This is a genomic window from Pseudobutyrivibrio ruminis DSM 9787 (genome assembly GCF_900218035.1).
GTDB lineage: Bacteria > Bacillota > Clostridia > Lachnospirales > Lachnospiraceae > Pseudobutyrivibrio > Pseudobutyrivibrio ruminis.
In genome coordinates this window covers 265,230-288,507 of sequence record NZ_OBMR01000004.1, presented here as the reverse complement: position 1 = coordinate 288,507, position 23,278 = coordinate 265,230, and the positions used below count along the sequence as shown (strand labels likewise).

16 protein-coding genes are annotated in these 23,278 nt (G+C 38.9%); all 16 read left to right on the top strand.

The features are described 5' to 3' along the window. Nucleotides 1-13 precede the first annotated feature (13 nt). The 16 genes from CRN97_RS04815 to CRN97_RS04740 all read left to right on the top strand — a co-directional run bounded on the left by CRN97_RS04815 (nt 14) and on the right by CRN97_RS04740 (nt 23,270). Nucleotides 14-1,450 carry an aminoacyl-histidine dipeptidase gene (locus CRN97_RS04815; protein WP_097076071.1) on the top strand — a complete coding sequence of 479 codons (1,437 nt, stop codon included), beginning with the start codon at nt 14-16 and terminating at the stop codon, nt 1,448-1,450. Nucleotides 1,451-1,482: 32 nt separating this feature from the next. Further along, nucleotides 1,483-2,556, top strand: a complete 1,074-nt coding sequence (locus CRN97_RS04810) for a 6-phosphofructokinase (RefSeq protein ID WP_044936676.1) — start codon at nt 1,483-1,485, stop codon at nt 2,554-2,556. Nucleotides 2,557-2,589: 33 nt separating this feature from the next. Then, a complete protein-coding gene (gene dnaX, locus CRN97_RS04805; protein ID WP_044936674.1) occupies nt 2,590-4,179 on the top strand; it encodes a DNA polymerase III subunit gamma/tau in 1,590 nt (529 codons plus the stop codon). A 15-nt stretch (nt 4,180-4,194) separates the two neighbouring features. Continuing rightward, nucleotides 4,195-4,536, top strand: a complete 342-nt coding sequence (locus CRN97_RS04800; protein WP_028243206.1) for a YbaB/EbfC family nucleoid-associated protein — start codon at nt 4,195-4,197, stop codon at nt 4,534-4,536. Between the two features lie 3 nt (nt 4,537-4,539). Continuing rightward, nucleotides 4,540-5,139 carry a recombination mediator RecR gene (gene recR, locus CRN97_RS04795; RefSeq protein ID WP_033152660.1) on the top strand — a complete coding sequence of 200 codons (600 nt, stop codon included), beginning with the start codon at nt 4,540-4,542 and terminating at the stop codon, nt 5,137-5,139. Between the two features lie 23 nt (nt 5,140-5,162). Continuing rightward, nucleotides 5,163-8,171, top strand: a complete 3,009-nt coding sequence (locus CRN97_RS04790) for a TIR domain-containing protein (protein ID WP_179670680.1) — start codon at nt 5,163-5,165, stop codon at nt 8,169-8,171. Between the two features lie 308 nt (nt 8,172-8,479). Continuing rightward, nucleotides 8,480-11,845 carry an Ig-like domain-containing protein gene (locus CRN97_RS04785; protein ID WP_097076069.1) on the top strand — a complete coding sequence of 1,122 codons (3,366 nt, stop codon included), beginning with the start codon at nt 8,480-8,482 and terminating at the stop codon, nt 11,843-11,845. Nucleotides 11,846-11,859: 14 nt separating this feature from the next. Then, nucleotides 11,860-13,341, top strand: coding sequence for a trypsin-like peptidase domain-containing protein (locus CRN97_RS04780; protein ID WP_097076068.1), 1,482 nt, complete (start codon nt 11,860-11,862; stop codon nt 13,339-13,341). Next, complete coding sequence (locus CRN97_RS04775) at nt 13,331-14,113, top strand: PP2C family protein-serine/threonine phosphatase (RefSeq protein WP_097076067.1); 783 nt, start codon at nt 13,331-13,333, stop codon at nt 14,111-14,113. Before CRN97_RS04780 ends, CRN97_RS04775 begins: the two co-directional genes overlap by 11 nt. A gap of 1 nt (nt 14,114) precedes the next feature. Continuing rightward, nucleotides 14,115-15,806: a serine/threonine protein kinase gene (locus tag CRN97_RS04770; protein ID WP_097076066.1), complete on the top strand. Its 1,692-nt coding sequence runs from the start codon at nt 14,115-14,117 to the stop codon at nt 15,804-15,806. Nucleotides 15,807-15,811: 5 nt separating this feature from the next. After that, on the top strand, nt 15,812-16,192 hold the full coding sequence (locus tag CRN97_RS04765) for a hypothetical protein (protein WP_097076065.1): 381 nt from the start codon (nt 15,812-15,814) through the stop codon (nt 16,190-16,192). A 65-nt stretch (nt 16,193-16,257) separates the two neighbouring features. After that, a complete protein-coding gene (locus CRN97_RS04760) occupies nt 16,258-16,542 on the top strand; it encodes a hypothetical protein (protein WP_090482472.1) in 285 nt (94 codons plus the stop codon). 17 nt (nt 16,543-16,559) lie between these two features. Next, nucleotides 16,560-16,865 carry a WXG100 family type VII secretion target gene (locus CRN97_RS04755; protein ID WP_097076064.1) on the top strand — a complete coding sequence of 102 codons (306 nt, stop codon included), beginning with the start codon at nt 16,560-16,562 and terminating at the stop codon, nt 16,863-16,865. 59 nt (nt 16,866-16,924) lie between these two features. After that, nucleotides 16,925-17,353, top strand: coding sequence for a hypothetical protein (locus CRN97_RS04750; protein ID WP_097076063.1), 429 nt, complete (start codon nt 16,925-16,927; stop codon nt 17,351-17,353). Between the two features lie 16 nt (nt 17,354-17,369). After that, nucleotides 17,370-17,735: a hypothetical protein gene (locus CRN97_RS04745; RefSeq protein ID WP_097076062.1), complete on the top strand. Its 366-nt coding sequence runs from the start codon at nt 17,370-17,372 to the stop codon at nt 17,733-17,735. Between the two features lie 24 nt (nt 17,736-17,759). After that, the gene (locus CRN97_RS04740; RefSeq protein WP_097076061.1) at nt 17,760-23,270 is read left to right on the top strand and encodes a DUF6531 domain-containing protein; all 5,511 of its coding nucleotides are present in this window, start codon (nt 17,760-17,762) and stop codon (nt 23,268-23,270) included. The last annotated feature ends 8 nt before the right edge of the window (nt 23,271-23,278 follow it).

Here is a 23,278-nt window from a genome sequence, read left to right as displayed (position 1 = left end):
GGAGATTTATAAAATGGCAGTATTAAGCAATTGTAAGCCAGAGAGAGTATTTCATTATTTCGAGGAGATTTGTAACATCCCTCACCCAAGTTATCACGAGGAAAAAATCAGCGCATACTTAGTTGATTTCGCAAAGGCACACAATCTTGAGTATTATCAGGATGATTTATACAACGTAATTATGATTAAGGAAGCATCTGAGGGAATGGAGAACGCATCTCCAATCATCCTTCAGGGCCACATGGATATGGTTGCAGAGCAGGATGACGACTGCAAGAAGGACATGCTTACAGAAGGTCTTGACCTTGAAATCGTTGATGGTTTCGTTACAGCAAAGGGCACAACACTTGGTGGCGATGACGGAATCGCAGTAGCAATGGCACTTGCAATCCTTGAGGACGAGGAGCTTAAGCACCCACGTATCGAGGTTATCATCACAGTATCAGAAGAAGTAGGTATGGAAGGTGCAGCAGGCATCGATGTTTCAATGCTCAAGGGCCGCAAGCTTCTCAACCTTGACTCAGAAGAAGAAGGACATTTCCTTGCAGGTTGCGCAGGTGGATGTCGTGTAGATGTTGAGCTCCCTGTAAAGAAGGAGTCTTTAAAGGGCGCACTTGTTTCAATCGAAGTAAAGAACTGCACAGGTGGACACTCAGGTGCAGAAATCGATAAGGGTAGAGCAAACGCTTCTTATGTAGCAAACAGAGTTCTTGCAGCAGGTCTTGAGGCAGGCGAGGTTTGCATCGTAGATTTAGTTGGTGGAACAAAGGACAATGCAATCCCACGTGCTACAAGCGCAAAGGTTGTTACAACTCCAGCAGTTGTTGAAGCTATGACAAAAGAAGCAGATGCAATTAAGAATGAGTTTGCAATCACAGACCCAGAGATGGAAATCGTTATCACAAACGAAGGCAACGTTGTAGTAGATGGCGTAAACGCAGCTCAGTCAGAGCGTTTCATTCAGCTCCTTCAGTCTATGCCAAACGGCGTTCAGACAATGAGCCACGATATCGAAGGCTTAGTAGAGACATCACTTAACCTTGGTATCCTTAATGTATTAGATGACGAAATCAAGTATTCATGCTCACTTAGAAGCTCAGTAGATAGCGCAAAGAACGCACTTATCCGCAAGGTACTTATGGTTGCAAAGGCATTCGGTTGCCAGACATCAATCCACGGCGAGTACCCAGCTTGGGAGTACTTAAGAGAGTCTAGCTTCAGAGATGAAATGGTAAAGATTTACACAGATATGTATGGCGAAGCACCAATCGTAGAGACAATCCACGCAGGTGTTGAGTGCGGACTTTTAGCTTCAAAGCTTCCAGGACTTGATGCAGTTTCAATCGGACCAGAGATGTACGATATTCACACTCCAAAGGAGCGTTTATCAATCGCTTCAACAGAGCGTGTTTACAATTATGTAAGAAAAGTTATTGAGGATATGAACTAAAACCGTAACAAACTTAAGAAGAGGAGGTTTTTATGTTGAGAATCGGAATGCTTACAAGTGGTGGAGATTGCCAGGCACTGAACGCTGCAATGCGTGGTGTTGTAAAGGGACTTGCAGCAAATGTAAAGGACCTGGAGGTGTACGGCTTCTTCAATGGCTACAAGGGTTTGATTTATGGGGACTACAGACTCCTTACTAGCCAGGACTTTTCAGGAATCCTTACACGAGGAGGAACAATCTTGGGCTCAAGCCGTCAGCCATTCAAGCTCATGCGTGAGCCAGATGAAAACGGACTTGATAAGGTAGAGGCTATGAAGTCAAACTACTACAAGCTCAATCTTAATTGCCTGGTTATCCTTGGTGGAAACGGTACTCAGAAGACAGCAAACCTCCTTCGCGAGGAAGGATTAAATATCATTCATCTTCCAAAGACAATCGATAACGATATCTTCGGCACAGATGTGACATTCGGATTCCAGAGTGCAATCGACATTGCATGTAACACAATCGACTGCATCCACACCACAGCATCATCACACAGCCGTGTGTTTATCGTAGAGGTTATGGGCCACAAGGTTGGCTGGCTCACCCTTTATGCTGGTGTTGCATCAGGTGCAGATATCATCCTGCTTCCAGAGATTCCATACGATATCAAGAAGGTCATCAAGGCCATCAATCATCGTGCAGAAGAAGGCAAGGGCTTCACAATTCTTGCAGTTGCCGAGGGTGCAATTTCCAAGGAAGATGCAAAGCTTTCAAAGAAGGATTACAAAAAGAAGCTTGAGACTTCAAAGTATCCATCAGTTTCTTACGAGATTGCAGACCGCATCCAGAAGGAAACAGGAATCGAAGTTCGTGTTACAGTTCCAGGTCATATGCAGCGAGGCGGAAGCCCAGATCCATTTGATAGAGTGCTTTGCACACGCCTTGGTTCTGCAGCAGCCCAGGCTATCATGGATGGCGATTTCGGCAACATGATTGCAATGGTAGATGGCAAGACAAAGCGCATCCCACTTGAAAAGGTGGCTGGTAAGCTCAAGGTAGTTGAGCCAGATTGCCAGATGATAGAGGAAGCGAAACGAATCGGAATAAGCTTCGGCGACTAAGCCAGGCTAATAAATAATAGGTAGGTAATTGACATGTCTTATATGGCATTATACAGAAAGTTCCGTCCACAGACATTTGACGATGTAAAAGGACAGGACCATATCGTTACAACTCTTCAAAACCAAATAAAAAGTGACCGTATAGGACATGCATATCTTTTTACAGGAACAAGAGGAACAGGTAAAACAACTATCGCCAAGATTCTCGCCCGTACAATCAACTGCGAGAACCCACAGGATGGTTGCCCTTGTATGGAATGTGCCATGTGTAAATCAATCACAGCCGGCAATTCCATGAACGTAATAGAAATGGATGCTGCATCAAACAACGGTGTAGACAGCATCAGACAGATTGTTGAGGAGGTGGCATACCCTCCTACAGAAGGTAAATACAAGGTATACATCATCGATGAGGTACATATGCTTAGTACCGGTGCCTTCAATGCCTTGCTGAAAACTTTGGAGGAGCCACCTTCTTATGTTGTGTTCATTTTGGCCACAACAGAAGTGCACAAGATTCCAATCACAATCCTTAGCCGATGCCAGCGTTACGACTTCCATCGTATTTCCATCGACACAATTGCTGCTCGTTTGCAGGAGCTGATGGATAAGGAAGGCGTGCAGGTTGAGGAAAAAGCTTTGCGCTACATCGCAAAGGCTGCGGATGGTTCAATGCGTGATGGCCTTAGTTTGCTGGATCAGTGTATTGCATTTTACATCGGACAGACCCTTACATATGACAATGTGTTAAAGGTACTTGGTGCCATTGATACAGAGGTGTTCTCAAGACTGCTTCGCCACATCATTAATGGCGAAATCACCCAGTGCATTGGCATCCTTGAGGAAATCATCACCCAGGGCCGCGATTTGAATCAGTTCGTAAATGACTTCACTTGGTATTTACGAAACCTGATGCTTATCAAGAGCTCAGATGATATGGAAGATGTGCTTGAAATGTCTTCTGATAACCTGGCTCTTCTAAAAGAAGAAGCCCAGATGGTTGACACAGAGATATTAATGAGATACATTCAAGTTCTGTCAGCACTTTCTAACGATATCAAGTATGCCAGCCAAAAGCGAGTACTGATAGAGATAGCCCTGATAAAGCTTTGCAAGCCACAGATGGAGCAGGATATTTCAGCGCTCAACAATCGAATGGCAAACCTTGAGAAAAAGGTGGAAGAGGGAGTGCCAGTAGTGATGGCAGCACCTCAGGCACAAGGCGCCACACCCAGTGCAGCTCCTGTAAAAAAGGAGCCATTACCAGCAGCAGTAAAAGAAGAGGTAAAGCAGGTGGCAAGCAACTGGAACGCAGTGCTTGGCAAGGTGGCACCTAACATAAAGATGTATTTGAAAGAGGTTACAACAGTTACCACCAACGACTTGGGAGAGCTTGTGCTGATATTTGACCAGCCAGCAGGTTCCGAGCGTATGGCAGGAGATTTTGTTAATCGCCCAGAAGTGCTGGATGAAATCGTGGCAGCAATCGAAGGCATGATTCACAAGACAGTAACCATTAAAGTAGAGATTAATTCCAGCGGTGTTAGTTCACAGAACACAAAGACAGACGTAAGAGACTACTTCGCGGGATTAGGTATAGAAATTGAAACTGACCCAGAGTAATAGGAGGATTTAAATATGGGAAAAGGAAGAGGCGGATTTCCAGGAGGAGCAATGGGTGGAGCCAACATGGCCAACCTTATGAAGCAGGCACAGCGTATGCAGCGCCAGATGGAAGAGGCTCAGGCAAAGCTTGAGGAGACAGAAGTTACAGGCACAGCCGGTGGCGGTGTTGTTGAAGTTACAGTTACAGGTTCAAAGGAAATCACAAAGGTACACATCGATCCAGAAGCAGTAGATCCAGATGATGTAGAGATGCTTGAAGACCTTGTTATGGCAGCTACAAACGAAGCACTTCACAAGATTGATGAAATCACAGCAGCATCTATGCCAAAGATGCCAGGTGGACTAGGATTTTAATAGATGGAATATTACAGCAAAGAAATTAGCAACTTAATAGCGGAGCTAAGTGATTTGCCTAGTATTGGAAGTAAGTCAGCCCAGAGGCTGGCTTTCCATATATTAGGGATGGATGAGGAAAAGGTTAACGATTTGGCCAATGCCATCGTGCAGGCCAGGAAAAATGTGAGATATTGCAAGCAGTGTTTCACACTTACTGACGATGAGCTTTGCCCAATCTGCTCTAACCCAAAGCGCAACCAAAACATCATCATGGTTGTGGAGGATACCAGGGATTTGGCTGCCTATGAAAAGACAGGCAAATTCGAGGGTGTTTACCATGTGCTTCACGGAGCAATCTCTCCAATGGCCGGCATAGGCCCAGGAGATATCAAGCTGAAGGAATTGATGGTTCGCTTGCAGCAGACAGATGTAGAGGAGGTTATCATCGCCACCAACTCATCATTGGAAGGTGAAACCACAGCGGCCTACATCAGCAAGCTGATAAAACCAACAGGCATCAAGGTAAGCCGAATTGCATCCGGTGTTCCAGTAGGCGGAAACCTGGAATACATCGACGAGGTCACATTGCTTAGAGCGTTAGACGGCAGAACAGAGTTATAGAAAAACAAAAGGGAAGAATGATTATGAAATACGATGCATTTATTAGCTACAGACATTTGGAGCGGGATATGTTTGTGGCAAAGAGAGTACACAAGGCTCTAGAGACAACCAAGATTCCTAGAAAGATTCAGAAGGAAATTGGCAGAAAAAAGATAGATAGAGTTTTCAGAGACCAGGAGGAGCTTCCAATCGGAAGCGACCTGGGCTCTAATATTGAGGCAGCTCTTAGAGAGGCAGCCTTTCTAGTTGTCATTTGTTCTCCACAGACAAAAGATTCATATTGGGTAATGAAGGAAATCGACACCTTCATTGAGATGCACGGCCGTGAAAATATCTTAGCAGTGCTTGTAGATGGAGAACCAGCAGATTCATTTCCACCACAGCTTTTAACAGATGAAAATGGCAATCTTGTGGAGCCTCTTGCAGCAGATGTTAGAGGTAAAAACAAGAAAGAGGTAAAGAAGAAGCTCAAGACAGAGACACTTCGTCTGGCTGCTTCTATTTTGCACGTAGATTATGACGATTTAAAGCAGCGTCATAGAGAGCGCCAGATGCGCCGAAATGTTGGGATTGCAGCAGCTATTGCAGCCATCGCAGTGGCGTTTGGTGGATACACAGCTTACAACCTTGCAAAGATAAATGAAGAGTATCAGCAGAAGCTTGTAAATGAGGCAAGAGTAATTGCAGCCACATCACTTGATGTGCTAGATGATGGCGATGCCAAAACAGCAGCCTTAGTTGCAATGGAAGGAATCGGTACCAAAGAAAACGGTCGTCCATATGTGACAGATCCAGTGTTTGCACTGTCTCAGGCTCTTGGTACTTACAATCTGGGATTAAATCTGGAGCACGATTTAAAGCTGAATCACGATGTAAATATTTCTGATTTTGCCATTAATGAAGATGGCAACAGAGTTATATCAGTAGATAACAATAACAAGATTTATATCTGGAATTTGGATAACGGTGAATGCACTTTTAAAAAGCCGGTTGATGTTGTTGAAGAGGAAGATGACAGAATTAGGGCTGTAGGGTTCGCAGGAGATATTGCTGTTGTTGCATCAGATTATTATCTTCGTGGCTATAATGACCAGGGTGAACTTCAGTATGAATACGTGCCTGAGGATGGCATCACATTTGCAAAAGTAGATGACTTTGGGAAGTATGTGGCTATAAAAACAGCGTATTATGATGATGAATACGAGAAACACGATTATGTTGAAATAGTAGACGCTACAACAGGTGAATCTTTAAAGAAATATGAGAATCAAACGCAGACTGCTTTTGGAGCCACAATGATGTTTGATAAAGATGGTAAAACATTCTATATTGAACATTTGCCTGGTAATGATGAAGATCCAAACTATGCAACAGTAATTGATCTTACAACAGATGATATGATTGATATTCCTGTTGAAGGTGGAGCAATTATTGATATTGTTCCGACTAAAGATGGAGATTTTGCCGTTGCAAGTATGAGTTACGATGCGTTGATGTCATATGAAAATGCACCAATGCATATAATTAAGTGTGATAGAAAAACTGGTGAAATAAAGTGGTTCCGCGATGTAGATTACATAGGAGGAGCACTTAGCACAAGCTATTCTCATATAGGAAGTAGAATCTTAGAAATTGATGGAGTGGAATATCCTCAATTGATAATAAATGGCACAAAGAAGATGTACATCTTGGATTTGTACTCAGGTGAAGATGTATGCTCCTTCTCCACAAACGGCTTTATTCAAAATTATATGATGAGCGGAAGCAGCCAATTGCTATTTGTAGGAACTTCGGATGGAAAGCTTTCATATTACGATGCATTAACAGGTGAAGTGGCAGATGATGGCTTGGTAGATGTTTCGGATTCATTAATTGATTTTGATATAAAAAATGCGGTATTTGTATCTTCTGGATTTAGAAGTCCAAATCTTATGGTATTGAAGTTTAAAGAAGATGACGATTATCTGGCACAAACAGAGATGGAAACAGGATTTTATGGCGGAGCAGCTATGAGCCCTTCCGGGGACACATATGTTTTGCAGACTAGCAATGATGCTGCTTCCAATGCATACACCTGTAGAGTCTTTGAAACAGCTACCGGCGAAGAAATTGGAACAATTGATATCGACGATGGGCGATATGGAAAATTGTATTATCTAGATGAAGATACAATCATCTTTCCAACCTATGGGGGATCAGTATTATATTACTCAGTTAGTGATAAAAAGACTGAGGAAGTCAAAATATCAGAAGAAGATCTTATTAGCACAGATTATGCAATATCTACAAATTTGAAATATGTTGCTTATGGTGACGATAAGGAATTCTATGTAATCGATACACAAGCTCGAAAAATAATATACAGTGGAGAGGTTGACTTCAATTTCTGGAACATTGCTGTATCTAACGATGGAAAGACTGTATATGGAATTGATGTTTATGGCAAAGCATACAAGGTTAATGCCATCTCAGGAAAGTCAAAATCAATTTTCGAGGATTATAAAGTAAATGATATAAAGACAAGCCAGGATGACAATATAATTGCTGTAATCACAGAAGATGGCTATTTAAGAGTATATAATTGGGAGACAAAGAAAGCAGAAAACACTATAGAGTATTATGGTGACAATTATTCTTATGTCGAATTCTCAAAAGACAACAATCAGTTGTACTTACAGGGAGATGATTTGTATTTCCGTATATACGATAGGCAACAGGATAAGAATGTATTCTTGATGAGCAACCAGATTAACGACTTGTCATACACGATTTATGACGAAGAAAAGAACCAATTATCTATTTTCAATTATTCAGATATGTACATAATTGATTTGAATTCGTATGGATTTTTGGATTATGCTGAGTACGGACGATTATACATCCCACAATCGCAAGTGATTGTAAGTGCATATGGTAAATCGTTGACAGAATTTAATGTTAAAACACAGGATGATTTGATAGAAAAAGTAAAAGAAAAATATGGAGATGCCGAGTTAACTGAACTTCAAAAACTAAAATATCTAGTTCAATAAGGTTAAAGTCTAAGAAATACCGAGGAAGGAATTCCTCGGTATTTTTTGTTATAAGTATTGACATGAAAGATTGTAAGTATTAGGATACTACTCAGAATGTGATAAAAAATATGACAAATATCTTTAATATTGTGGCGCAAACAATAAAATGCATTGATTCGAGATACATAAAAATGCTTAAAATACAGGCGTTATAGATTTTTTTAATATAAATTAGTTAAAGATTGAAAATGAATAGTAAAAGGGATAAAATTGAATTAATTGTGAAATAATTACCATTAGCACAACAAAGCGGAGGAGAATGTATTTTGGGAAACAATAAAATTCTATGCGCCACGAAGCGAGTAGTGGCGGCAGTAATGCTATCTGCATTACTTTTTTCCACATCAGAAATAGGTGTATTAGCTGAAACACAAAATGGACAGGAAGATATTGTTGTAGATAAGGATGTCCAGCCAGAAGAACAGGGTACAGAAGAGGAGAAAACGGTAGAAGAAGAGCCAAAAACACAAGAGAACACAGAGGAAGAAAAACAACAAACTTTTACGGTAGATGCTGTCCCAGAATCTAGTGGAGCGGATTTAAATGAATCAAAAGTAGAGAAATCAGGACAGGAAACAGGTGGAAACGACGATAATGGTGGCGGGGATGACAACCAAGACGATAAAGTATGTACTAATCATAAATTGGCTGAGCCCGTCTATAGTGATGATGGCACCAAACTCATATATAAATGCCAAAATGAAAATTGCGATTATACAAAGGAAGAGTCAACAAAGCCTGTAATTACAAAGGTAGAAGTTAAAGGCGAAGAGGCAGAAGAGCAAGAGAAAATCTTTCATTCCAAAACAACAATTAAAGCAACAGTACAAGTTGAAGGATATGCAAAAGATAAAAACCTAGATAACGTTGATGTAGATATATGTGCATATGATTATAGTGATGAAACATCAACAGACAATCAATCGGGATTTAGTCTGAATAGTATATGCACTCCTGAAAGAAGCGGTGCTAATGGAACTCTAACAGTGACCTGGACATTAGAACCCGAAGAGGGAAAGATGTATTCTCTTGGTTACGTCGTAGCAGTCAATAAGATAAACGATAATGTTTCGATTGCAGCAGATAAATATGAGCTTAATGACATAGTAGGCAATGCTGATGCAGCAAAAGAGAACAGCAAATTTAAATACACAATAAGTAGTAGTGATGGCACATATACATTAACAGAGCAGGATGTTAAAGATAACGAAATAAAGTGGTATTCAAACAATGGTAACAGTGAGGATAAATTAAACCTAAAAATCGAAGGAAAAGCAAATACCAAGATTCAAGTAAATAGTATTAAAGATGGTCAAGAACAGGCAATTGAATTTAAAAGAAAAGATGGGAATGGCCGCTTTGAGAAAAGACAGATTACTTTTTCTATCTTTGGATTCGAATGGACTTGGGACATCAATGTATGGGTAGTAGACAACATTTATGAAGCCAAGTTACCTACAGATTCATCTAATACATACACAGTGTCCTATACAATAGAGGGTGACAAAACAAATACTTATACAAAAACCATAAAAACATTCATAGATAACGAACCTCCGAAGCTTGAAATAACATATAACAATCAACCAGCACCAGCAGGCTCGGAGGGAGCGGAAGTTGGATTTTACAATAATGATGTAACAGTTGTTGCCAAGATTACTGAGGCCAACTTTGATGCGGTGGATGTATTACCAGGATTAACAGTAGTAGGAAATTCAACAGAAGAAATACCCTTCGAAAAGAAAACAGTTTCCGAACCATTAGAGAATGGCGATATCGTATATACGTATGAAGCAAAGGTTTCTGCAGAAGGCGATTATCATGTTGCCGGATGCGTAACCGATAAAGCTGGAAACAGTAATAAAGAAGATTCATTTGATCAAGCTAATTTTACGATTGATAAAACTGCTCCAGTAGTAGCAGAGATAACATTTGATAACAACGAAGGAAAAAATGGAAAATTCTACAAGGTAGCAAGAACTGCAACTATTAAGATTCAAGAAAAGAATTTCAGTACAGACGATAAATTCACAAGCTTAGAGATAACATCTAGTGGTGGTAAGGCAGAGATTGGTGCTTGGCAGCAGGCGGGTGAGGATACATATACAAAGACTGTAAAGTTTTCAGAAGACGGAACATACAGTTTTAAATTTAGCTGTAAAGATAAAGCCACAAATGTTTCTGAAACAAAATCAGTTAATGAATTTGTAATAGATACAAAAGCGCCTGAAGTGTCTGTAGAATTTGATAATAATTCAGCACAAAATGGAAAGTATTTTAATTCTGCAAGAACAGCAAAAATAAAAATCAAGGATCCAAATGCAAAGGCTTCTCAGGCTGTAATAACAAAATCTTCGGAAGAAGGACTAAATGAATTACCTGAAATCAGTGGATACTATGATTCTGATCAAGACCATGAGGTAACTATTAAATTTGAGAAAGATGGTTCGTACGGATTCAAGGTATCTTGTGAAGATTTGGCAGGAAATGTATCTGATGCATATACATGTAGTTCATTTGTTATTGATACGACAGTTCCTGTTATAGATATAACAGGCGTAGAAAACATGTCTGCAAATAAAGGTGCAGTTGAGCCACTCATAAGTGTAACGGACAAAAACTTAGAGGAAAAAAGTTTAGAAGTAACCCTTACAGGTTCAAATAACGGACTTGTGAATGGTGGTATGACTATGACTACAATTGCCGATGGGTATCAAATCAAGGTTTCTGATATCGCCCATGAAAAGGATAAAGATGATTTATATACCCTTAATGCAGTTATCACTGATTTGGCAGGAAATAAATCTGAGCGAAAAATTGAGTATTCAGTAAATAGATTTGGTTCTGTTTATGTTCTTTCGCAAGCCACTAAGTCTATGGTAGATGGATATTATGTTACATCTCCACAGGATGTGGTTATAACAGAAATTAATGTTGATAGCCTTACCTATAAGGAAGTATCAGTGGGATTTGAAGGAAATGTAAAAACACTATCAGAAGGTAGAGGATATACCACTAGTGATTTGGTTAATGATCGTGGTTGGCATTCTATAAGTTATGTTGTTGGGAAAAATAATTTCAACAATGATGGAATATACAATGTGACTGTATTCTCAGAGGATAGAGCGACTAATAAGCAAAGTAATCAATCCAAAGATGCTGAAATAGAATTTTTAATGGATATGACAGCTCCAAGTGTAGTTGTATCAGGAATTGAAGATAACGGAACTTACGAAGAAGCAAATCATGATTTTTCAGTAAATGCTACAGACACAATTGGTGTATCAGCAATGACTATCACGCTAAATGGAGAAGAGCTAGGAAGCTATACAAGCGAGGAATTGGCAGAAAGTGGTGGAACAAAGACTCTGACTATTCCTGAAAAGGAAGACTTGCAAAATATCGAAATAACATGTTCTGATGTTGCTGGTAACGTAACAAATCTTAGTTATAACAATTTGCTTGTTTCTCAGAAAGCGGAAGAACTAAGAGATAACGAGATTATTAGTGAGGTTCCAGGACCAAAAGCTGCTGGCGCGGCTCTTCCAATAGCCATAGCTGCTGTTGCTTCAGTTGGTGCAGCAGGTGCAGGAGTTGGAGTATTTGCATTTAAAAAGATAAAGACTAGATAGTAGGAGATTTATTAATGAAGGGATTTAAGGCTCTTTGTGTATTGTCGTTAGGTTTAATAATGGCATTCTCGCCTGTTTATAAAGTGCAGGCTGCAGACGACACATCAAATGCTGAAAGTGCAAAAGATGGTGTTGTTCAAGTTAATATCGTATTTACGGATGAAAGCAATGTCAAACATATTATATGTGGTGCATCGGGATTTTTAATTGGAGATTCAGAGGGAAGTGAGTACGTAATAACCTGCAATCACATCCTTAATCCTGATGATGAGACTATTACTGCTGCTTTAGAATACCTTGAATTACCAAATTCAGAGGAAGATGTAGCGAAAATTTCATTTTCCACAGAGGTGGTAGTAGAAGGAGATGTTGTTCTTAGTACAACGGTTGTAAATACCAGCGCAGAATTAGACTTGGCTGTTTTGCAATTGCCACAACCTATATATACAAAGAGTCCACTTACACTTCTTACATCACAAAATTATGAGGTGGCTAATCTGCCTTATGCGATAGCAGATACCGTATATGCGATGGGATATCCAGATGCAATAACTTATGATTCTGAAACCCAGTACTATTCAGATGAACAAGTGGCTATGACCATGGGGCATATCGTAAACCTTGTAAATCTACAAAATGTTCAAGTGATAGAAAGTGATGCGGCAGTAGGAGCAAATAACTGTGGCGGTCCACTTGTAGACGAGTATGGATATGTTATAGGAATGAATCTTCTTACAAGTGATGGAATGTATTCATGTGCACTGGACTCAACCAAAATAACAAAGCTTTTAGATGGCCTTGGAATTCAATATTCCTGTGAATATGAAAGACCTGTAGAGGAAGAGGAAGCCCCTGAAACTGAGGTATCTGATACAAAAGATAAGGGAATACCTACATACGTAATAGTAATAATATGCGTTGGCATAGTTGCAGTTGTTGCAGGTATAACGACCACAGTAATTGTTATTGTAATCAATAAAGATAAACCTAAAAAGAAGTCAAAGAAGCAGCTTAAGCAAGAGGAAGAAGCCCGAATGCAAAGCTTTATTAATAAGCCGGGAGTAAAAACTCCAAATGATCCGTTTAAGTTTGAATCTTCCAATGACAATTATGGGCCAACAGACACTGTGATATTAGCTGGTAAACCAGCTTCCAGCGAAACTACTATCCTTGGTCAAGGGCAAGGGATTTCCCAGCAGATTAAAATGGGAACACTTATAAGAGTAAAAACTGGAGAAAAAATACCACTGAATAAAGGTTATTTCACCATAGGAAAGGACAGCCTACATGCAGATTATTATGTAAAAGATAATGGAACGATTAGTAGGCAACATGCTGCAATTCGTCAAACAAATAATGGTATTTTCCTAGAGGATTGTAATTCCACAAATGGAACCTGGTTGAATGGAGTAAAGCTGGAAAAGGGTGGCAAGCAAAAACTTTCAAATGGTTCAGTAATTAAGATTTCAAACGAAGAGTTTAAATATGAGTTATAAAACAGACGTCAATACTGACATAGGAACAAAAAAAGAAGTAAACCAAGATTCGTTACTGGTAAAACAAGGGAAAACAGCTGCGGGAGATGTAGTGTGTGTAGCATGTTTATGTGATGGAATGGGAGGTTTATCCCAAGGGGAAATGGCAAGCTCAAGCTTTGTTCGTAGAATAGATGAGTGGTTTAGAAATGAACTGCCAGGAGCGCTTAGTAAAGAGGAAAAAACGGAAGAGCTTAGCGCCAACGACATGGATAATAAGTCGTTAAAGCAGGTTCAAATACAGTTAAATCTAATAGTGCAGCAGATGAATGAAAAACTAAAAGAGTATGGTCGCACTCAGGGATTCAGAATAGGAACAACTGTTGTAATGATGGTGATTGTTAATGATGAATACTTAGTAATGAATGTTGGAGATTCAAGGGCATACGTATTTACGAATTCTCAAATAGGTCTTTTAACACATGATCATAGTTATGTGCAGCAACAAATGGATTTAGGAAAAATGACATATGAAGAAGCTGTGAATAGCGATAAGAAAAGCATACTTCTTCAGTGCATAGGAGCATCCGAAGAAGTAAGGCCGGATTTTCATACAGGATCCTGTAACAAAGGAGAAAACTATTTACTGTGTTCAGATGGATTATGGAGAAAGCTAGATCCAAATGAAATAGTGAAATTTGCAGCCCAAAGGGATGGGTTAAAGAAGCTCACTGAGTTAGTAATAAATAGAGGAGAGACAGATAACATATCAGGGTTATTAATTAGTATTTAAAATGCTGGAAATAGGAAGCGTAATTGACAACAAATACAAAATACTAAATAGAATTGGCAAAGGTGGAATGAGCATTGTCTATCTTGCAATGAATGAGCGTGCAAATAAGCAATGGGCAATAAAAGAGATACGTAAAGATGCAATGATAGATTCTGATGTAAATCTGCAAAGCATCAAGACCGAAACAGAGTTGCTAAAAAACTTATCACATCCTAATTTGCCAAGCATTATAGACATAATAGATTACGAAGATAGCATTCTAATCGTAATGGACTATATAGAAGGTAATACATTAGGAAAAGCGCTAGAGGAATATGGCCCACAACCACAAGAATTTGTTATTGAATGGGCAAAGCAGTTGTGTGATGTATTGGGATATTTACATTCTCAGAATCCGCCGATTATTTACAGGGATTTGAAACCATCAAATATAATGCTAAAGCCGGATGGCACTATTGTGCTCATAGATTTTGGAACAGCAAGACAGTACAAAGTAGACAACATAGAAGATACTACCTGTCTTGGTACAAGAGGATATGCTGCACCTGAACAGTTTGGTGGTCATGGCCAAACAGATGCAAGAACAGATATATATTGCCTTGGAACAACTATGTATCATCTTTTGACTGGGAAAAATCCTAGTGAACCACCTTATGAAATATATCCAATACGGTATTGGAATCAGGAGTTTTCACAGGGATTGGAGCAAATAATACTTAAGTGTACACAGCTTGATCCTGAAAAACGCTATCAAAAATGTTCATCTATAATTTACGATTTAGAGCACTATTATGAGTTGGATCAAAACTATCGTAAAAAAGAAAAAGTAAAGCTAGGAACTTTTGTTGCAGCAATGAGCATGGCTCTGATTACAGGTGTAGCTGCAATAACATGTCATGTATATGCTAGCAATCTGCAACAATCAGGCTATGAAACACATATAGACAATGCTGATAAAAATCAGAATTCTGCTGATATGGAAACAAATTATATAGAGGCAATAAATATTGATCCATCTAAGGCAGATGCATATATAAATCTGGTAGATAAAGTTTATTTGGCAGATGAAAACTTTTCAGAAGAAGAGGCGACAGAGCTCAGGCAATTGTTGATAACTACCAGTGGAAATCGCACATATGAGGATATCCTTAGTCAAAATGGATCTGAGTATGCACTGTTTGCATATCGATTAGGCTTGGCTTATTTCTATAGCTATGAAGGCACGGGAAATAAACAGCAGTCAGCTTATTGGTTCAAAAAAGCGGCTGAGGGAGACTTGGAACAGAGTCAAAAGGAGAGAGCTGTGCGATTGGGAAGTATAGCAGATTATTATATTTCCCTAGGAACAATAGATAAATCAGGGGATGGTGGTGTCTCATATAGTGACTACTGGGACGATCTAATGGCATTGTCAGATGGCAATATTGCTGAATTGGATAATGCAACCACAGCCTTGGTTATATATAAGGAACTTGCAAGTCAGATTTCAAGCAATGCCGAAAAGTTTCATAGAGATGGTGTCGCGTATGACGATATGGAACTGGCATTACAAAACATTGAGGAACATGTAAAGAATGATATTGATAGCACAGACGCTGTAAATATCGAAAGAGTAACGACGATGGAAGAAGAATTGCGAACCAATATAGAAAAAGCAAGACAGACTATTTCATTGGCGGAACAGGAGAATTAATAAAAGTGGATACAGTTCAACAAACACAATTACTCAATAATATAGCCATAGTTTTAGCTGTTACAGCGATTACATTTCTCATAGTGGCCGTTGTTTTGTGGTTTGTATTTGATATAGCTCATTCGATTAGAGTATTAACAAGAATAGGCACAAACAAGGATGTAGCGATTACAAAGACTCCAGGGGTACAAAAGTCAAACGCTGTTCTTAACTGGAATACATCTGAGATGTTAAAAACAAAAAAGGTGTATGAATGTCCAGAAACGGAAATCTTAGATAGTTCAACAGAATTGTTAAATGATGAAACACAGTTATTGACAGAGGTACCAAGTGGATTTGAGATAGAAGAAGACATAGTGATAACTGGAACTGATAGAACTATATAGCAAGTTGTATTAAACACCATAAAAAATGGGTTTAAATAAAAATTTTATAATAGGAGGAAAGAATAATGGCAGAAACAGGTATGAATACGGAAGAAGTCACTACTGCATTAAACACGATAGTGACAGAGGCAGCAGAGTTGGACATTATAGCAGATTCTGTTTTTGGGTTGGCTGAGCCTTTAAGTGAGGCTTGGAAAGGCGGTAATGCTGAGGATAATATAGCATACCTAGCAGAACTTGGACAGAATATGAAATCGATGTCAGATGCTATTATGGCTATTCATGATTGGACAGTTGTATTAAGAAACAATTATGAAGAAGTTGCCACTGACGGAAGTAATACATATTAGAAAGGGAGGGATAAACAATGGCAGACATTATTTACGGACAGACCGATGATATGGCTGATACTAGTAATAAGCTGACTACCTTTAGTTCAGACTTAGAGGCTAGACTTAATCAAATAAGAAATAATATTACAACAATAGCAGAAGCAACAAAAGGAAAATCATCTCCAGCATTATTAGATAATTATGAGGATTTAGATTTAAAGCTAAAGCAATATGTTGAGGAATTAGAAACATATGGTAGCGGGCTTCAGCAAAAGGCTAATGATTTTGAAGAAGTTGATGCTGTTGCATTAGCTTCAGTTCCTACATATACAGTAGGTTAAAATTATGTCATATGGCGGCGTTGTCCGCCATATGAATATTGTATAGAGGGAGGTAAAAAATGGGATCGACAGCAGAAATTGACGATGCGGCTAGAAGAGCAGCCATATTGGCTTTAATAGCGGCACTAAAAGCCGAGCTTGCCGTAGTCAATGGTTTAATTAAGCACTACGAGGGAATCCTTAGCATATTACAAGAGTCGGGAAATTCTTTAGTGCTTATAAAAAATGATTTAACAACTTTTGTATATGATTATGTAGGAAGCTACGATTTAAAAGCTGATACTCCTTGGGGAGGTAATAAAGAGAATTTAGCGGTTACAGATTTGATGACAGCTAAAGCAGAAAAGACACTATACATTTCGGATACTGATAGTTTGAGCAGTGATATTGATTCGGCGGTAGACACAACTAATGAAATATTAGCAAAACTGTATAGTAAGAGGGATGATTTAGAAGATAGAATAGCTGAATTAGAATCACAATTATAGTAAGGGAGGTAGACCTATGGCATTTGCAGATGCACAGGAAAGGCGTGAGTGCGGATCTGGTCCTAGTTCAGGAGAAATCCAAATTGACCAGGAAGTATATGAAGAGCTGGTCAAAGGAATAGAAGATCAGGCTGAATTAATAATAAGTACAGATCAAGCATATTCAGAAGTAGATGCTTTTACAAGCAACAATGTTACTGTTCCTAAATTTGAGGAAGAAGACCACAATATGGTTGACTTATTAAAGCAGTTAAGAGAACAGGTTTTTATGATTACAGAAACTATGAACAACATTAAAGAGAACTATCTTAATGTTGATGAAGAAAGTAAAAGAACAGCTCAAACAGAAAGTGTAAGAATGACAGGGCAAACTATTGCCTAAGATTTGATAAAAGGGAGATTTATTATGTCATACGCAGACGCACAGGGGAAAATAGAAGTAGGCGAAGTAGATATAGAGTGGGATGTTGCAGCACTAAGAAGTTATTTTGATGACTGTCAGAAGATATATAATGACTTTTTATTGATGTCAGATGCGTTAATTACCGCATTTGAAGCATTTGCAAATGATGAAACGCATAAAGGGCCAGAGGCTGATAGTGCAAAACATTTCATAGAAGAAAGACAGAAACCACTTCTAATGGATATAACAAATGATATCCAAAAGCTTATGGATTTGCAGAACAACCTTATGGATGATTTTAGTGAGACTGTAGATTCATCTTCCACTGCAAAAATAAGCACAGCCCAACTGCGTCAGATAATGCTAGATTTTATCTCCTACGAAGACTGCCTGGAATCAAATGGTAAGACCATAGAAGCTATGGCTGAGATGTTAAAGCAGACATGCTGGGAGGTAGGAACATATACAGTTCCAGACTATAGAAACTTCTATAAAGAACTGGAAAAGATAACAAGTAATGATGGTCTGTCAGGTATAGTTCCTGAACTAAAACAAGCACTTCACGATTTTGATGAAGCCCACAAGGATGACATAAGTGGCAGTGATTATAAAACTATTTTTGATACCATCAAAACAAACCTGGATACATTTATGGCTGGGTTTGGAAATGGAAAGTATTACGATATCAGTACTTATGATGCCACAGGTGGAAAGCTTCCATGGGTAACACCAAGAGATGTGCTTACAGGTGAAGCACTAGAAGAGTATAACCAGTACTGTGATGACATGGAAGATTATTTGCAGGGAAAGAAACCAAGATGTGCAGTGTATAGATATGACCCTGTAAACATGTGTAATGGTAATTACATCAATGAACATGAAGATGTAAGTCTTGGTGGTAGATATACACTTAGTTTCAAACGCTTTTATAATGCACAAAGCACTAAAGAGGGCTCATTAGGATTAGGCTGGACTCATAGCTTTGAAAAACGTATATACGAAGATGAAACAACAAAGAAGATTAAAATAGATTATTCTGATGGAAGTAAAGGTTCATTCTTTTGTATAAATGAAAAGAAGCATTTATACATGGAAGAGCATGGCGAACCAGGAATACTTGAAAAGCTGACAGATGGCTATGTAATCACACAGGATAATGGAGACTATGAAAGATTTGATGTTTTAGGCAAGCTGGTAGCCATGGGAGATAATGATGGAGATAACGTATCTCTATCTTATGAGAAGTCAGATAGCGGTAAATGGCTTCTTTCAAAAGTAGAGGCAAAGAATAAAAACAGCCTCACATTCACATATTTAAAAGATGAAAATAAAGGACTTATAGAGAAAGTGACCGACCAGACAGGTAGGTCTGTTTCTTATGCCTATGAAGATAAAAGACTTGTAAGCATCACAGAAGTAGATGGTGCTATAAGAAAGTTTACATACGATAGTAAAAACAGGATTAAGGAAGTAATAAATCCTAAGGGAATAGTAGCAATCACAAATGAGTACGACAGTAAGGGAAGAACTACAAAGCAAAGTTTCCCTGATGAGACTACTATGACTTATGAGTATGATGATGAAAAGATGACTACAGTTGCCACAGAACAAAACGGCAATCAGGTAGTTTATACCCATGATGACATGGGACGTCATACAAAGACAAAATACTATGATGGTGAAGAAAGATACACCTATAACAAGAGAAATCAAAAGACAAGCTTTACAGATAAAAGAGGAAATACTACCAGGTTTTCATATGACAATAAGGGCCATCTTACAAAGATAGTAGATGCCCTTGGTAATAAAACAAGCATTACCTATAGAGCAGATGGAAAGCCTATGGCTGTAAAGGGAGTTAAGGGTGAAGAGTATAAGTATGAGTACGACCTTGATGGAAAGCTTTTTGAAATAAGAAATCCACTTAATGAGACAAATAGATTCTACTATAGAGATGGAAATCTAGAAAAAACAAGAAATGCTGCTGGGGCTCTTACGTGGTTTTCATACGATGATAGAAGTAACGTAAATACGATAAAGGATCCGGATGGTGTTGTAACAGAGTATAGCTATGACAATCTAAACCGTGTAGTAGCAACAAAAAATGCAGACGGGGCAATCACTAAATACGAATACGATAATGCTGACCGCATCACAAGAACTATAGATGCCCTAGGTAACACCAGAGAGTACACCTATGATGAGATGGGAAAGGTTACATCAGTAAAAGAGGCTGATGGAACAATTAAAAACTATGATATAAACATCATGGGCAGAGTATCAAAGGTAGTTGATGAAGCAGGACGAGTAACAGAAATCACTTATAATGCCATGGGAAAGCAGGAGAAAGTACTTCTGCCAAATGGCGGTGTCATAAAGTATGACTACGACCCTCTAATGAGACTTATGAAAGTAACAGACCCAGAGGGAAGAACAACAGGTTATGCTTATGATAGAAATGGAAATGTAATAGAAGAATATTTAGGCGACGTAAAGGTACGTAGCCTTGATTATGATGCTTTAAATAGAATCATAAAAGAGGTTGATGCTTTAGGGCATGAGAAAACTTATGCCTATGACGAGTCTGGCAACCTCATAGAAATGACAGATACTCTCGGAAATAAGTACACAAGAGAGTATGACCTTCTTGGCCGAGTAACAAAAGAGACAGATCCACTTGGAAATGAAACAAGCTATACTTATAGCAGGCTTGGAGAAATAGAAACAATCACAGATGCTGCAGGTAGAGTAAGAAGATTTGAATACACCAATGCCGGAAAACTAAATGTAATCTATTTCTGTGGAAAAATAGAGCAGCTTTTAAAGTATGACAAGGTAGGTCGTGTTGAAGCAAGAGTATTTGCAGATGGCTATAAGATTAGCTATAGCTATGACGTACTAAGCAGAGTATCAAAAGTAGAAGGCTCAGATGGACGAACAGTATCATACGAGTATGATGCAATGGGAAGAGCCACAAAGGTAGTGGATGGAAGAAGCACTACACTTTACACATACACACAAACGGGAAGACTAAAGAGTGTAGTAGATGCACTTGGAAACGAGACCGCCTACACCTATGATACCCTTGATAACCTTCAGTCAGTTCATAGAGCAGAAGGCACTATTGAAAGCAAAGACGAGAGAATGCCTGTAGTAGGTAAAGATGGTCATGTCACACTCTACTCTTACAACTTATCAGGTCAGCTTACAAAGGTAACAGATGCTCTTGGCCAGGAAGAAACATACGAGTACGACCAGTATGGAAGATTAAAGACAAAGACTGATAGAGATAACTACGCTACAAACTATAAGTACAATGACCTTGGTGTAGTGACAGAGGTAGGTTATGCAGATGGTAGAAGTGTAGCCTTTTCTTATAACGAATTAAACCAGCTTAATGAGATAAATGACTGGCTTGGAAAGACAACACTTGAGAATGATATCTTAGGCCGCCTTACAAAGGTAACTGATTATCAAAATAGAACAGTAGGCTATGAGTATAACTCAATAGGAGAAAAGACAAAGCTTACATATCCAGATGGAAGAGTAGCCGAATACAACTACGATGAAGAAGGTAAGCTTTCAGCTGTTGTAGGAAACGAAGAAGAGACTTCTTATAGCTATGATGAGTTTGGAAGACTTGTAAATAAAAGCTTTGCTAATGGAGTAATGCAGGAGTACTCATACCTTCCAGGTGGAAACCTAAGAAGTATGGAAAGCCATGATAAAGAAGGTGTTCTTGATAAGTATTTCTATACCTATGACAACACAGGACTTATCAGTGGCATAAATAGAAAGAGAAGAGGCCTTGATGCAGTATCAGGTCAGTATGATTACAAGTATGATGCAATAGGTCGACTTACAGAATCAAGTTTAAATGGCTTAGTTAAATCTGCTTATGAGTATGATGCTTTTGGTAATAGGACAAGTCTTGTAGAAAATGAAACAAAGACAACATACAACTACGATGTCCTTGATAGACTAGTAGAAGCAAAAGAGTTTAATAATAGTCAGGCTATCGTAAAGACCTATGACTACGATAAACGTGGTAACCAGACAAAAGAGTTTGTAGATGGTCTCTTAGAAAAGACCTTTACTTTTGATGCAACAAACATGCTTGCAAAAGTAACAGATGCTACAAAGGGCGAGTTAGAGAATCAGTACAACGGCCTTGGCTTTAGGGTGGCATCTACAAGACCGGAAGAAAAAATAGAATACTTATGTGACCTGTCAAGAGATTACTACAATCTTCTTGAGCGCACAGTAAATGGAGAAAAAGAAAGCTTCATCTATGACAACAACGTAATCAGCATGTCGAAGGCAGGAAGCAACTACTATTATCTCCAGGATGAACTGGGAAGTCCTATGTACATGACAGGCACAGATGGAGTAGCAGTATCATCATATGCATTCGATGACTTTGGTAGAAACATCGACCCAAGAACCGGCAAGCAAAGAAAGCATGATTACACAACAAATGGCAATATCATCCAACCATTTGCCTTTACTGGTTACCAGGAAGACGAGGTTTCAGGCCTTAAGTTTGCACAGGCGAGATTTTATGATGCAAGCGCAGGTAGATTCCAGAGTGAAGATAATGTAAAGGGCTTTACTAATGCTCCATTCACTTTGAATCACTATGGATACTGCTTTAGTAATCCTATTGGAATAGCTGATAATAATGGTAATTGGCCGAAGTGGATTACTAATGCTGCGGATGCAGTGGGGGACACAGTAAATAAGGCTACTACAGCTGTAGCAGATGGAGCAAAAAAAGCAGTAAATGCTGCTGGGGAGTTTTATCATGATCACAAGGAAATTATCAATGCAACACTAATCACAGCTGCTGCGGTTACTGTAACTGTTGCTACTTGTGGTGCTGGCACAGCACTTGCTGTAGGAGCTATGAGTGTTGGCGGTGGAATAGTTATGGGCGCAACTAGCAAAGATGGGTTTGAAAAAGGTTTTGCTAGAGGAATGGCTGATACATCGGTAATGGTGGCATCATTTGCAGCAAATCCTGCAGGCACAATATTAGGATTTGGTGGGCAAGCAGTGACAGATCTTATAAATGGTGAATTATCTTCTCCAGAGACATATGCAGCTTCATCGTTCGGAGGAGCAATTGCTAATACTGAAAACATATCATTAGCAAATGCAAAAGGAGGAGCTGCTAGTGCGTTTATGAATGATATGCTTACCAATTCAGTAACAGATAAGCATGTTGAAAATGGTAAAATGCTAAGTGACACTTTAAGGGGCGCAATAATAGGTGGAGCATTTGATTTTGGTTCATGGGCACTGAAAGGGATTAAGCCAGGGGCTGTAAAAGCAGAAGTCGAATCTTTGACAAATCCATTAGGACTTATTTCAAATTTTGATACTAGAAGTGTTAAAAATATTATTGATGATTTTGGAAGAGCAGCTTTTGGATTGAATGGAGGAACAAATATTATAATGAATTATGCAGATACATATATAACTGACAAATTTCAAAAGTGTTTCGGAGAGTAGAGAGGAAA

Bases quoted from the DNA above. Each gene is read 5' to 3' on its own strand.
- CRN97_RS04815 (WP_097076071.1), top strand. From the start codon at position 14: ATGGCAGTATTAAGCAATTGTAAGCCAGAGAGAGTATTTCATTATTTC.
- CRN97_RS04810 (WP_044936676.1), top strand. From the start codon at position 1,483: ATGTTGAGAATCGGAATGCTTACAAGTGGTGGAGATTGCCAGGCACTG.
- dnaX (WP_044936674.1), top strand. From the start codon at position 2,590: ATGTCTTATATGGCATTATACAGAAAGTTCCGTCCACAGACATTTGAC.
- CRN97_RS04800 (WP_028243206.1), top strand. From the start codon at position 4,195: ATGGGAAAAGGAAGAGGCGGATTTCCAGGAGGAGCAATGGGTGGAGCC.
- recR (WP_033152660.1), top strand. From the start codon at position 4,540: ATGGAATATTACAGCAAAGAAATTAGCAACTTAATAGCGGAGCTAAGT.
- CRN97_RS04790 (WP_179670680.1), top strand. From the start codon at position 5,163: ATGAAATACGATGCATTTATTAGCTACAGACATTTGGAGCGGGATATG.
- CRN97_RS04780 (WP_097076068.1), top strand. From the start codon at position 11,860: ATGAAGGGATTTAAGGCTCTTTGTGTATTGTCGTTAGGTTTAATAATG.
- CRN97_RS04775 (WP_097076067.1), top strand. From the start codon at position 13,331: ATGAGTTATAAAACAGACGTCAATACTGACATAGGAACAAAAAAAGAA.
- CRN97_RS04770 (WP_097076066.1), top strand. From the start codon at position 14,115: ATGCTGGAAATAGGAAGCGTAATTGACAACAAATACAAAATACTAAAT.
- CRN97_RS04760 (WP_090482472.1), top strand. From the start codon at position 16,258: ATGGCAGAAACAGGTATGAATACGGAAGAAGTCACTACTGCATTAAAC.
- CRN97_RS04755 (WP_097076064.1), top strand. From the start codon at position 16,560: ATGGCAGACATTATTTACGGACAGACCGATGATATGGCTGATACTAGT.
- CRN97_RS04750 (WP_097076063.1), top strand. From the start codon at position 16,925: ATGGGATCGACAGCAGAAATTGACGATGCGGCTAGAAGAGCAGCCATA.
- CRN97_RS04745 (WP_097076062.1), top strand. From the start codon at position 17,370: ATGGCATTTGCAGATGCACAGGAAAGGCGTGAGTGCGGATCTGGTCCT.
- CRN97_RS04740 (WP_097076061.1), top strand. From the start codon at position 17,760: ATGTCATACGCAGACGCACAGGGGAAAATAGAAGTAGGCGAAGTAGAT.